A 10,793-nucleotide genomic window follows, 5' to 3' on the forward strand; every position below is an offset into this window, starting at 1 on the left:
CCACTCAGTAACCGTTTCAACATATGGCAACCTGACAACTTACAACTTTACCGAGAAAATAAACGCCTCTGCTACAACTAAGATTCCAACCCCTTATATCGCGAACGTCACGGTGGCTGATGGAACCATCGACGGAAAGCCATCATCTGTCGCGTACGTCACCATAGTCAACCCATCCATGCGTCGATATTCAACGAAATTGTTCGTTCACACGCTCGGTACGGACGGTAGTTTCTATGTGCCATCCCCACAACCCCATAACTCCACTCGGATCAAAGTCGAACTGCTCGACAAAGAAGACACGAAAATAGCGGGGGAGGCACGTCTCTACACGGGCAACCTGACGAAGAAGAGCGGCGGGATAGATCAAGTCGGATTCGCCGGGAAAGCTGGCGAGGAAACCAAGCAGTGGAACGAATCGTTCCAACCCGTTCGACCGACGTGGATGAGCAACCACTACCACTATACGAACGACACGTACTCCCAGGGTCCCGCCGAAAAACTCAGTGGAAATGAGGAAGTCGAAGGCATTCCGATTATCTACTTCACCCCGGCCCTGTTCATCGGACTACTGTTCGTCTGGCGGTGGCGCTGAGCGGAACGATTCCCGCCTACTTTCCCTTGCCACCGGCGTCTTTCGTCCGGATGATCGTCCGCATATTCACGAAGATGTCGCGCGGCGTCGTCTCCTCGTTCGGGTCGAACAGGTCGCTCACGCGGTAGAGCATCGCGGCGACCAACCTGCTCTCGCTCGACTCACCGCGTATGTCGTCGGCGATGTCGCGGAGCGTTTCCATCCGTTCTTCGTCCGGTCCGAGTGATTCGGTTTCGCCTGCCATTCTTATTTCTGCTGCTGTCGGCGGCGGTTGATGATGCCGACGTTGTTGGCGACGTTCTCGGTGAGGGTTCGGAAGGAGTCGCCGGTTTCGGTCTCGTCGTCGAGGACGATGGGAGTTCCTTCGTCGCCGCCGCTGCGGACGGAGGGGTCGAGCGGGATCGACCCGAGGAAGGGCATGTCGTGTTCTTCGGCGAACGCGGCACCGCCTCCGTGGCCGAAGATGTCGTGTTCGCTCCCGCAGTCCGGGCATTTGAACGTGCTCATGTTCTCGGCGATGCCGAGGACGGCCGTGTCGTGTTTACCGAACATCTGGAGTCCTTTGTTCGCGTCGTCGAGTGCGACTTGCTGAGGTGTCGTGACGATGACGGCACCGGTGACGGGGACGCTCTGGAGAAGGGTGAGTTGTGTGTCACCGGTTCCGGGCGGCAGGTCGACGACCATGTAGTCGAGTTCTCCCCATTCGACGTCCTCCCAGAGTTGCGTGAGCACCTTGTGGACCATCGGGCCGCGCCAAATGACGGGGTCGTCCTTGCCGGTGAGGAAGGCCATGCTCATCAGTTTCACGCCGAACTTCACCGGCGGAACGAGTTTCTGTTCCTCGGTCGCTCGTGGTCGCTCGGTGGCATCGACCATTCGAGGGACGTTCGGGCCGTACACGTCGGCGTCGAAGAGGCCGACGCGTGCGCCGAGTTTCGCCAGTCCTGCGGCGAGGTTGACTGCGACGGTGCTCTTGCCGACGCCACCCTTTCCGGAAGCGACTGCGATGATGTTTTTGACGCCGGGAAGGACCTGTTCCTCGGGGGAGAGTTCGGTATCGACACGAGCGGAGAGTTCGGCCTCTAGCCCCTCATCGGCGAGCGCCTCGCGGACGCGATTTGCGATTTCGGATTCATGGGGGGCGTAGGGTGCGCCGAGTGCGAGCGAGACCTGTGCGATACCGTCCTCGACGGTGATATCGTTGACGAGGCCGAGGGAGACGATATCCTCGCCGAGGTCCGGGTCCTGAACCGTTCGGAGAATCTCTCGAACGTCTGTTTCATCCATGTGATGATGATAGGGTACGATATGTCGATAAGGCTTGTGAACCCGATGGTGTCCTCGTGGCTGATGACAGTGAACCGAACGGTTCGTGGCTGATTTTCGCTAGCCTTTCAGTAGCTGGTAACCACATTCAGTTACGTTTCGGATACACCCGCCCACGACTTTAAGAATACTCGGACCAAAAAGTGAGTGATGCTCGAAGATTCGTTCGGGCGTGAAGTCACGGGGGTACGTGTTTCACTGACCGACCGGTGTAATTTCGATTGCGTTTACTGTCACAACGAAGGCCTGGGTGACACGCGTGGCCCGATGGAACCGGGCGACGACGAGATGAGTACCGACGACGTGATTCGATTTCTGGAAGTCGCCCGCGAATTCGGCGTCGGGAAAGTGAAGTTCACCGGCGGTGAGCCGATGCTCCGAGAGGATTTGGAGGAGATCATTCGACGGACTCCAGACGAGATGGAAACCTCGCTCACGACGAACGGGACGTTTCTCCCGGGACGGGCGGAGGCACTCCGTGAGGCGGGCTTATCCCGGGTGAACGTGTCACAGGATGCCCTCGACCCGAAAGCGTTCGCCGAGGTGACCAACAGCGGCGCGTACGACAAAGTGCTCGAAGGTGTCGAAGCGGCACTCGACGCGGGACTCGACCCGGTAAAACTCAATATGGTCGTATTCGAGGCGACGGCGGGCTACGTTCCCAAGATGGTCGAGCACGTCGCGGAAAACGATGGGCTGCAGTTGCAGCTCATCGAGTACATGCCCGAGTTGACGGGCAATCCCGAATGGGCGATCGATATCCAGCGAGTGCACGATTGGCTCGAAGAGCAGGCTGACGAGGTCGAAATCCGTGAAATGCACGGTCGAAGACGGTACTGGGTCGGAGAGGGGATGGTGGAAATCGTGGACCCTGTCGAGAACCCAAGCTTCTGTGCAAATTGTCATCGTGTGCGCGTCACGCACGAAGGATTCCTCAAAGGGTGTCTGAACCGTAACGACGACCTCCGACCGATGGGAGAGATGACGAAACCGGAGATTCGAACGGCGTTCCGTGAGACCGTCGCAAATCGCGTTCCCTACTACGGTGAGTACATGATCCAGAACGACGACGGTGAGTGGGAGATAAACGACCGCTACATCGACGACCAGTACATCGACGCCTGATCCTGTTTTATTTATCGCTTTTTATCTTTTTCGCGCACGCGAGGGCGACAAGGTTGATGATAGTTGCCTGCGGCGCTTCTCGTATGCGACGCCGGACACTACTCGCGAGGACGGGTACGCTTCTCGCTGGAAGTACGCTGCTGTCGGTTGCCGCTAGTGGGGGTGGGCAGGCAATGCTCGACCCGACGTATCGTCTTCTCCCGGGAACGAAGTACGAGACGGGCGTGTTCGTGCGGGAAGGAGTACGCGATGGCCCGACGGTGTTGGTCGTCGGGGGGGTCCACGGCGACGAACGGTGTGGGTATCGGGCCGCGAGCGAGATCGCTCGCTGGAAAATCGAACGTGGAAAACTGGTCGTCCTTCCGAAGGCGAACCGAGTGGCGATTCGAAAGAACCGGCGCGAAGGTGCACACGGGGACTTGAACCGACAGTTCCCGAGCGGTGAAGAGCCGAAGACGAAGTTGGCGCGAGCCATTTGGGGAGTGGTCGAACGACACGACCCGGAGATGGTGCTGGACCTACACCGTTCGCTCGGGATTTACGGCTATCACGAGTCGTCGGTGGGACAAGTGATCTGGCCGACCGATTCGGATCCGGCACCCGAATATGCAAAACGGACGGCGGAGCAGTTGAACGGGAGCGTCGTCCCGTGGTACATGCCGTTTCACGAGTATCGTCGGGGTGGCGAACTCGACGGATCGAGGCCGATGCTCGTGCACAAAGTCGCGGGTGACCTCGGCAGACCGGGGTACATCGTCGAGACGACGAAGTTTCTGCTCGACACGGATACGAGAGCGCGATGGGAAAACGCAGCAGCGACCGACCTGCTCTCCCGTCACGGAATCAAGCGGCGAGGAGGGCGGTCAACATGAAGCAGAGCCGAAATCCGGCCGTTCGACGAATACTCGCCGGACGGGCAGTTTGGGGATGGTATCTCCTGTTAGTCGTCCCGCTGGTTCTCGGTGCGGTTGATGTCAGACTTATGACAACGCTCGCATTGCCGGGTTACTTCGCGTTGACGTTGGGGAGTGCGTACGGAAGTCACCTGTTTCCGACGCTCGAACTGTGGGTGTTCTGGATACCGTTTTTCATCGGCGCGTATCTAGTCTCGGTGCCCCTTGCGGCGGTTTATCGTACTGTTCGAAAGTCATTCGTTGCGTTTAAATAGTAACCCCCGATAGAATAGAGTGCAGACATCTGTAGGGACGTGCGTCCCGAGTCCGGAAGGGCGAACATACACAAACGAGTGTGTCGAGGTAGCCTAGTCTGGCCCACGGCGCAGGGTTGCTAACTCTGTGGCGTCAAGCCTCGAGGGTTCGAATCCCTCCCTCGACGCTCCAATCAATCAACTATGAGTACCGAACAACCACAGGACGATGACGACGACCTTCGGTACTTCGTCCGCATCGGGCAAACAGACCTCGATGGGACGAAGTCCGTAGAGCGATCCCTCGCCGGAATGAACGGGATCGGTCGTCGCACGGCTCGAATTATCGCCGAGGAGGCGGGCGTCGACCGAACAGCGACGTTCGGCCGCCTCGACGAGGACGACATCGAGAGTGTCGTCGAAGCCGTGGAAAACTACGCCGACGAGGTTCCTGAGTGGCTCACGAACCACCGCAAGGAATACTTCTCCGGCGAGACGACCCACGAAACTGGTAACGACCTGTCGATGGCCCGCCGTCGGGACCTGAACAGGATGCAGATGATCGACTCCTACAAAGGCGTCCGCCACAAGCGTGGACAGAAAGTTCGCGGTCAGCGAACGAAGTCTACGGGTCGTACCGAGGGTACGATCGGCGTGAACGTCGAGGAGATCAAGGAAGCGGCGGCCGAAGAAGCGGAGGCTGACGAATAATGTCGCTCCCCGGTGAGAACACCAAGTTCTACGAGACGCCGAACCACCCATTCCAGGGCGAGCGTATCGCCGAGGAAAGCGGTCTGATGGACCGCTACGGCTTGAAGAACAAAGAAGAGCTTTGGCGAGCACAGAGTGAGCTTCGCAACTACCGACGCGAGGCTCGTTCCCTGCTCGGCGACATCTCGGGCGACGAAGCCGACGAGAGCAGTGAGTTCCTGTCGCGCTTGAAGCGACTCGGCATCCTCGGTGATGGCGACGAACTCGGCGACGTGCTGCTGCTCGACATCACCGACGTGCTGGAGCGCCGTCTCCAGACCGTCGCGTACCGAAAGGGTCTCGCTCACACGCCGAAACAGGCACGCCAGTTCATCACGCACGGTCACGTCACGGTGAACGGTCAGCGCGTGTCGGTTCCCTCGGCCAAAGTCGAAATCGACGAGGAAGGCGACATCGCCTTCGACGAGCACAGCCCGCTTGCGGACGACCTTCACCCCGAACGTTCGGAGGGTAACGAATGAGCGACAACGACGACAAATGGGGCATCGCCCACGTACACGCATCGTTCAACAACACCATCATCACCATCACGGACCAGACCGGTGCCGAGACGATCGCGAAGTCGTCCGGTGGGACGGTCGTCAAGCAGAACCGTGATGAGTCCTCGCCGTACGCGGCCATGCAGATGGCCGAAACGGTCGCCGAAGAGGTCAAAGCGGCTGGCATCGACGGCCTGCACATTCGCGTGCGTGGCCCCGGTGGCAACCTGCAGCAGAACCCCGGTCCGGGTGCGCAGGCGACGATTCGCGCACTCGCACGAGCCGGTATCGAAATCGGACGTATCGAAGACGTAACACCGATTCCGCACGACGGTACCCGCGCACCGAAAGGTAGTGGATTCTAAACCATGACCGAAGACTTCGACGTAGAGTTCATCGACCGCGGTGAACGGAAATCGCGATTCCTCGTTCGCAACGTCACTCCGGCGTTCGCGAACGGGATTCGCCGAGCGATGATAGCGGACGTTCCGACGCTGTCCATCGATACGCTCCGAGTCATCGAGAACTCCTCGGTGATGTTCGACGAGCAGATCGGACTGCGACTCGGGCTCGTCCCGCTGACGACGCCACCCGGAGAGTTCGAGGAGGGCGACACGGTAACGCTCAGTCTCGACGTTTCGGGACCGGGAACCGCGTTCTCGGGCGACCTCATCAGTTCCGACGAGATGGTCCAGCCCGCCGACGAAAACATCCCGATCATCGACCTGAAAGAGGGTCAACGACTCGAACTGGAAGCCGACGCGGTGATCGGTTCGGGTAAGGAACACACCAAACACCAAGGTGGCGTCGCGGTCGGCTATCGTCACCTGCAGCGCGTCGAAGTCGTCGGCGACCGGGACGAGTTCGAGGAGGAAGAGCCGCGAATCCTTCGCGGCGTCATCGAAGACGATGGCGAACTCGTTCCGACGGAGGCGTTCGACCACGACCTCACACAGCGGTTCCCCGGTAAGGAAGTCGAGGTCATCGACGTACCGAACGCGTTCGTGTTCCACGTCGAAAGTGACGGCTCGTTCACCGTCGAAGAACTGGTGACACAGGCCGTCGATTCGCTCACGGAACGTGCGGACGAACTCGAACAGGCAATTCAACTATAACCATGACCGGCCCTTACAACCTCCCTGACGTGTCCGCCGATTCGACCGGGAGTGTCAACTCCCGAGTGCGACGGACTCGCGGACGCTTCCCGTCCGCGGAAATCGAGGCACGAAATGCCTCGACAATCGAAAGTGGTTTTAAGGGCCACGGACAACACTGTGTTGCCCGCGAGGGTACGCACGTGTTCTTAGCGTGCAGGGATAGCCAAGTCTGGCCAACGGCGCAGCGTTCAGGGCGCTGTCTCGTAGGAGTCCGCAGGTTCAAATCCTGCTCCCTGCATCCGTTCTCTGTACTGGAGGAAGTAGCATGAGTAAAACTAATCCGAGGCTCAGTAGTCTCATCGCCGAACTCAAGTCGGTGTCCCGTGATTCGGGAGCCGACGTGTGGACCGACGTTGCAGCACGCCTCGAGAAACCACGGAGTACGCACGCAGAGGTCAACCTCGGCCGCATCGAGCGGTACGCGGAGGAAGAGGAGACCGTCATCGTACCCGGTAAGGTTCTCGGTAGCGGCGTCCTGCAGAAGAACGTCACTGTTGCTGCGGTCGACTTCTCGTCGACTGCGGAGACGAAGATTCAGCAGGCAAACGGCGAACCGATCCAACTCGAACAGGCAATCGAACAAAATCCCAGCGGTTCCAACGTCCGGGTGATTCGATGAGTATCGCAGAATTCGACGCAGATGTCGTCGTCGACGCACGCGACTGTATTCTCGGTCGCGTCGCAAGCAAGGTCGCACAGCGTGCGATGGACGGCGAGACGGTCGCCGTCGTCAACGCCGAGCAAGCTATCATCACCGGCGGCAAACAGGACGTACTGGACAAATTCGAGACGCGCGTCAACCTCGGCTCCGATCAGGGGCCGTACTACCCAAAGCGTCCGGACATGCTCGCAAAGCGAGCGATTCGGGGAATGGTTCCATACAAGAAGCCACGAGGGCGAGAAGCCTTCGAGAACGTGCGTGTCTACGTCGGCAACCCGTACGACGAGGATGGCGAAATCCTCGACGGGACGTCGTTGGACCGACTCTCGAACATCCGCTTCGTCCAGCTGGGCGAAGTCAGCGACTACCTAGGTGCTAACGTCACATGGTAACGAACACGAGCGGAAAGAAGAAGACGGCCATCGCTCGCGCCACGGTTACGGACGGCGAAGGTCGTGTACGAATCAACTCGAAGCCAGTCGAACTGGTGGAACCGGAAATGGCTCGCCTCAAGATGCTCGAACCGTTCCGCATCGCGGACGACGAGCGTGAGGGAGTCGACGTGGAAGTGAGCGTTTCGGGTGGCGGCATCACCGGACAGGCAGACGCCGTCCGCACCGCCATCGCTCGCGGCCTCGTCCAGTATATGGGTGACGCCGAACTTCGTGACGCGTTCATGGAGTTCGACCGTTCCCTACTGGTCAACGACGTCCGCCAATCCGAACCGAAGAAGTGGGGTGGACCCGGTGCCCGCGCCCGCTACCAGAAGTCCTACCGTTAAGGTGATCAACCCATGATGATTCCAGTCCGGTGTTTCACGTGTGGTAACGTAGTGAGCGAACACTGGCAGGAGTACAAGGCACGCGCCGAGACGCAGATGGGTAACGAAGACCCCGGTAAGGTCCTCGACGACCTCGGTGTCGAACGCCACTGCTGCCGACGGATGCTCGTCGCACACAAAGACCTCGTGGACATCGTCGCACCCTATCAGTAATGCCCCAACAACAATACTCCCGATACGAAAAAGCCCGAATCCTCGGTGCACGTGCACTGCAGGTGTCGTACGGCGCACCCGTTCTCGTCGAAACGGAGGAGTCCCAGCCGATACTCATCGCGGCAGAGGAGTACGACGCTGGCGTCCTACCGTTCTCGGTTCGACGTGAGGGGGCAGAATGACGCGAATCGAGAACGTCCGGCTCCGTCAGATACTCGATTCGCGTGGCAACACGACGGTCGAAGCTGACGTGTTGACCGAGAGCGGCGGATTCGGTCGTGCAGCCGCACCGAGCGGCGCGAGCACGGGCGAGTACGAAGCGATCGAACTCGATACGAGTGAGGCGATCGCCTCCGCTCGTGAGCATGCGGTCCCACGGCTCGAAGGGAACGTCTTCGTCGGCGACCAGCGTGACGTGGATCGTACCCTTCGCGCTGCGGACGGGACGGACAACTTCTCCGAGATCGGCGCGAACAGCGCTGTCGCCATCAGCATGGCCGCCGCGAAGGCCGCGGCGGACGTGCTCGGTGCACCCCTGTACCAGCACCTCGGCGGTGCGTTCCGTGGCGACAACTACCCGATTCCACTCGGGAACGTCATCGGGGGTGGCGAACACGCCACCGACGCCACGGCGATTCAGGAGTTCCTCTCCGCACCAGTCGGTGCGCCGAGCGTCCAGGACGCGGTGTTCGCCAACGCGGCCGTCCACCAGGAGGTCGCGGACATCCTCGCCGAGCGGAACATTCCGGCAGGCAAAGGCGACGAAGGTGCGTGGGCACCGTCCATTGACGACGACGACGCGTTCGAACTCATGGAGGAAGCCACTTCGACCGTTTCCGACGAGTTCGGATTCGAGATTCGATTCGGCATCGACGTGGCCGCAGCCGAGATGTACGATGCCGACGCGGACGAGTACCAGTACCGCGACCAAACCCGTTCGACCGACGAACAGATCGACTATCTCGCGGACCTCGTGAACGAGTACGACCTCGCATACGTCGAGGACCCGTTGGACGAGAACGATTACGACGGCTTCGCCAAACTCACCGAGAAGGTCGGTGACAAGACGCTGATTTGTGGTGACGACCTGTTCGTCACCAACGTCGAGCGACTTTCGGACGGTATCGAGAAGGGTGCCGGAAACAGCATCCTCATCAAGCCGAACCAGATCGGCACGCTTTCGGACGCGTTCGATGCCGTCGAACTGGCGATCGAGAACGGGTACGATCCGGTCATCTCGCACCGTAGTGGCGAAACCGAGGACACGACGATTGCACACCTCGCCGTGGCGACCGACGCACCGTTCATCAAGACGGGTGCGGTCAGCGGCGAGCGAACCGCAAAGCTCAACGAACTCATCCGAATCGAGCAGAACGTATCACGATTATGAGCGATAACGAATCCGAACAGGTAGAAGAAGAAACGGACGGTCTCGACGCCGCGGAAGAGGAGATCGACGCGGAACCGACCGGCGAGTCCGGTGCGGAACCGGACGTCGACCCTGACGACGACGTCGCCGCACAGGCGGACGAGACCGAAGAAGAAGAACCGCAGTTCGACGAGGACGTCCTCGGCGACGAGGAGGCAGACCTCCTCATTCCCGTCGAGGACTACCTCGGCGCAGGTGTCCACATCGGTACCCAGCAGAAGACCGAGGACATGGAGCGGTTCATCCACCGCGTTCGCACGGACGGCCTGTACGTCCTCGACGTGAGCAAGACCGACCAGCGAATCCGTACGGCGGCGAACTTCCTCGCCGACTACAACCCGGAGCAGATTCTGGTCACGTCCTCGCGCCAGTACGGTCGCTTCCCGGCCGAGAAGTTCGCCGACGCCGTCGGCGCACGTGCCCGCACGGGTCGATTCATCCCGGGTACGCTGACGAACCCGAAGTACGACGGCTACATCGAGCCGGACGTCGTGGTCGTCACGGACCCCATCGGAGACGCACAGGCGGTTAAGGAGGCCATCACGGTCGGCATCCCCGTCATCGCGATGTGTGACTCCAACAACTCCACGAGCAACGTGGACCTCGTCGTCCCGACGAACAACAAAGGTCGCAAGGCGCTGTCGGTCGTCTACTGGCTGCTTGCCAACGAGACGCTCGACCGCCGCGGTGCCGAACCAGCCTACTCGCTCGACGACTTCGAGAGCGAGATTTAACCGCCGTTTTCGACGCGATTTGTGCCTTTTCCGAACTCGATGGTCGATAGCGATTGCGTTCTGGAGTCAGTGATTTCGGGGTAGTATTCTGATGACGGTGGAAAAGAAGTCCAGGATTCAGTTCAGCGACTGCTCGATTTCGGCTTCGAGGGAATGAATCCGCTGTTCCAAGTCGGCAACCATCTCGGTCTGCTGTTCGTTTGCCGTGGCGATGCGCTCGACCGAATCGGAGACGTTCTCGCTTCGGTGGACGCTGTTGTCGATGATGCTCGCGATTTCCTCGGCGCTGGCGGCCTGTTCGTCGGTCGCGTCGGCGATTTCGGTGATCCCCACATCGGTCTCCTGAATCGCGGAGACGATCGACTGCTGATTTTC

The 10,793-nt window shown here is 60.0% G+C and carries 16 protein-coding genes, 2 tRNA genes and 1 pseudogene; 16 read left to right on the plus strand and 3 right to left on the minus strand.

Going from position 1 to position 10,793, the window contains the following annotated elements:
- Positions 1-595 (plus strand): hypothetical protein (locus WBV42_RS08915; protein ID WP_423985717.1); only part of this gene is annotated, 595 nt, incomplete at its 5' end.
- 16 nt (positions 596-611) lie between these two features.
- Here WBV42_RS08915 and WBV42_RS08920 read toward each other — a convergent pair.
- The gene (locus WBV42_RS08920) at positions 612-839 is read right to left on the minus strand and encodes a hypothetical protein (RefSeq protein ID WP_423985718.1); all 228 of its coding nucleotides are present in this window, start codon (positions 837-839) and stop codon (positions 612-614) included.
- A 2-nt stretch (positions 840-841) separates the two neighbouring features.
- A complete protein-coding gene (locus WBV42_RS08925) occupies positions 842-1,882 on the minus strand; it encodes an Mrp/NBP35 family ATP-binding protein (RefSeq protein ID WP_423985719.1) in 1,041 nt (346 codons plus the stop codon).
- Between the two features lie 189 nt (positions 1,883-2,071).
- Here WBV42_RS08925 and moaA point away from each other — a divergent pair, with 189 nt between their 5' ends.
- The 15 genes from moaA to rpsB all read left to right on the plus strand — a co-directional run bounded on the left by moaA (position 2,072) and on the right by rpsB (position 10,418).
- Positions 2,072-3,046 carry a GTP 3',8-cyclase MoaA gene (gene moaA, locus WBV42_RS08930; protein ID WP_423985720.1) on the plus strand — a complete coding sequence of 325 codons (975 nt, stop codon included), beginning with the start codon at positions 2,072-2,074 and terminating at the stop codon, positions 3,044-3,046.
- Positions 3,047-3,129: 83 nt separating this feature from the next.
- Complete coding sequence (locus WBV42_RS08935) at positions 3,130-3,918, plus strand: succinylglutamate desuccinylase/aspartoacylase family protein (RefSeq protein WP_423985721.1); 789 nt, start codon at positions 3,130-3,132, stop codon at positions 3,916-3,918.
- Between the two features lie 378 nt (positions 3,919-4,296).
- Positions 4,297-4,381: transfer RNA gene (locus WBV42_RS08940), tRNA-Ser, on the plus strand.
- A 16-nt stretch (positions 4,382-4,397) separates the two neighbouring features.
- On the plus strand, positions 4,398-4,904 hold the full coding sequence (locus WBV42_RS08945) for a 30S ribosomal protein S13 (protein WP_423985722.1): 507 nt from the start codon (positions 4,398-4,400) through the stop codon (positions 4,902-4,904).
- Positions 4,904-5,425: a 30S ribosomal protein S4 gene (locus WBV42_RS08950; RefSeq protein ID WP_423985723.1), complete on the plus strand. Its 522-nt coding sequence runs from the start codon at positions 4,904-4,906 to the stop codon at positions 5,423-5,425. The genes WBV42_RS08945 and WBV42_RS08950 overlap by 1 nt, the downstream gene beginning before the upstream one ends.
- On the plus strand, positions 5,422-5,808 hold the full coding sequence (locus tag WBV42_RS08955; RefSeq protein WP_066142728.1) for a 30S ribosomal protein S11: 387 nt from the start codon (positions 5,422-5,424) through the stop codon (positions 5,806-5,808). Before WBV42_RS08950 ends, WBV42_RS08955 begins: the two co-directional genes overlap by 4 nt.
- Positions 5,809-5,811: 3 nt before the next feature.
- On the plus strand, positions 5,812-6,558 hold the full coding sequence (locus WBV42_RS08960; protein ID WP_253227989.1) for a DNA-directed RNA polymerase subunit D: 747 nt from the start codon (positions 5,812-5,814) through the stop codon (positions 6,556-6,558).
- A 195-nt stretch (positions 6,559-6,753) separates the two neighbouring features.
- Positions 6,754-6,838: transfer RNA gene (locus WBV42_RS08965), tRNA-Leu, on the plus strand.
- A 27-nt stretch (positions 6,839-6,865) separates the two neighbouring features.
- Entirely contained in the window at positions 6,866-7,219 is a 354-nt protein-coding gene (locus WBV42_RS08970; RefSeq protein WP_066142734.1) for a 50S ribosomal protein L18e, read from the plus strand.
- On the plus strand, positions 7,216-7,653 hold the full coding sequence (locus WBV42_RS08975) for a 50S ribosomal protein L13 (protein ID WP_423985724.1): 438 nt from the start codon (positions 7,216-7,218) through the stop codon (positions 7,651-7,653). Before WBV42_RS08970 ends, WBV42_RS08975 begins: the two co-directional genes overlap by 4 nt.
- Positions 7,647-8,042: a 30S ribosomal protein S9 gene (locus tag WBV42_RS08980; RefSeq protein WP_253227991.1), complete on the plus strand. Its 396-nt coding sequence runs from the start codon at positions 7,647-7,649 to the stop codon at positions 8,040-8,042. Before WBV42_RS08975 ends, WBV42_RS08980 begins: the two co-directional genes overlap by 7 nt.
- A gap of 12 nt (positions 8,043-8,054) precedes the next feature.
- The gene (locus WBV42_RS08985) at positions 8,055-8,255 is read left to right on the plus strand and encodes a DNA-directed RNA polymerase subunit N (protein ID WP_018128667.1); all 201 of its coding nucleotides are present in this window, start codon (positions 8,055-8,057) and stop codon (positions 8,253-8,255) included.
- Positions 8,255-8,437 (plus strand): DNA-directed RNA polymerase subunit K, encoded by a 183-nt coding sequence (locus WBV42_RS08990; protein ID WP_066142743.1) that lies wholly within the window; start codon positions 8,255-8,257, stop codon positions 8,435-8,437. The genes WBV42_RS08985 and WBV42_RS08990 overlap by 1 nt, the downstream gene beginning before the upstream one ends.
- Positions 8,434-9,645 carry a phosphopyruvate hydratase gene (gene eno, locus WBV42_RS08995; RefSeq protein WP_423985725.1) on the plus strand — a complete coding sequence of 404 codons (1,212 nt, stop codon included), beginning with the start codon at positions 8,434-8,436 and terminating at the stop codon, positions 9,643-9,645. Before WBV42_RS08990 ends, eno begins: the two co-directional genes overlap by 4 nt.
- Positions 9,642-10,418, plus strand: a complete 777-nt coding sequence (rpsB, locus tag WBV42_RS09000) for a 30S ribosomal protein S2 (RefSeq protein WP_066142747.1) — start codon at positions 9,642-9,644, stop codon at positions 10,416-10,418. The genes eno and rpsB overlap by 4 nt, the downstream gene beginning before the upstream one ends.
- A gap of 117 nt (positions 10,419-10,535) precedes the next feature.
- On the opposite strand, the pseudogene WBV42_RS09005 reads toward rpsB, so the two are convergent.
- A pseudogene (locus WBV42_RS09005) lies at positions 10,536-10,793 on the minus strand (methyl-accepting chemotaxis protein); the annotation flags it as partial.

Source organism: Haladaptatus sp. (assembly GCF_049589095.1).
Classification (GTDB): domain Archaea; phylum Halobacteriota; class Halobacteria; order Halobacteriales; family Haladaptataceae; genus Haladaptatus.

Excerpts from the sequence above, each read along its gene's own strand:
- WBV42_RS08920 (WP_423985718.1), bottom strand. The coding sequence starts at position 839 with ATGGCAGGCGAAACCGAATCACTCGGACCGGACGAAGAACGGATGGAA.
- WBV42_RS08925 (WP_423985719.1), bottom strand. The coding sequence starts at position 1,882 with ATGGATGAAACAGACGTTCGAGAGATTCTCCGAACGGTTCAGGACCCG.
- moaA (WP_423985720.1), top strand. The coding sequence starts at position 2,072 with ATGCTCGAAGATTCGTTCGGGCGTGAAGTCACGGGGGTACGTGTTTCA.
- WBV42_RS08935 (WP_423985721.1), top strand. The coding sequence starts at position 3,130 with ATGCGACGCCGGACACTACTCGCGAGGACGGGTACGCTTCTCGCTGGA.
- WBV42_RS08945 (WP_423985722.1), top strand. The coding sequence starts at position 4,398 with ATGAGTACCGAACAACCACAGGACGATGACGACGACCTTCGGTACTTC.
- WBV42_RS08950 (WP_423985723.1), top strand. The coding sequence starts at position 4,904 with ATGTCGCTCCCCGGTGAGAACACCAAGTTCTACGAGACGCCGAACCAC.
- WBV42_RS08955 (WP_066142728.1), top strand. The coding sequence starts at position 5,422 with ATGAGCGACAACGACGACAAATGGGGCATCGCCCACGTACACGCATCG.
- WBV42_RS08960 (WP_253227989.1), top strand. The coding sequence starts at position 5,812 with ATGACCGAAGACTTCGACGTAGAGTTCATCGACCGCGGTGAACGGAAA.
- WBV42_RS08970 (WP_066142734.1), top strand. The coding sequence starts at position 6,866 with ATGAGTAAAACTAATCCGAGGCTCAGTAGTCTCATCGCCGAACTCAAG.
- WBV42_RS08975 (WP_423985724.1), top strand. The coding sequence starts at position 7,216 with ATGAGTATCGCAGAATTCGACGCAGATGTCGTCGTCGACGCACGCGAC.
- WBV42_RS08980 (WP_253227991.1), top strand. The coding sequence starts at position 7,647 with ATGGTAACGAACACGAGCGGAAAGAAGAAGACGGCCATCGCTCGCGCC.
- WBV42_RS08985 (WP_018128667.1), top strand. The coding sequence starts at position 8,055 with ATGATGATTCCAGTCCGGTGTTTCACGTGTGGTAACGTAGTGAGCGAA.
- WBV42_RS08990 (WP_066142743.1), top strand. The coding sequence starts at position 8,255 with ATGCCCCAACAACAATACTCCCGATACGAAAAAGCCCGAATCCTCGGT.
- eno (WP_423985725.1), top strand. The coding sequence starts at position 8,434 with ATGACGCGAATCGAGAACGTCCGGCTCCGTCAGATACTCGATTCGCGT.
- rpsB (WP_066142747.1), top strand. The coding sequence starts at position 9,642 with ATGAGCGATAACGAATCCGAACAGGTAGAAGAAGAAACGGACGGTCTC.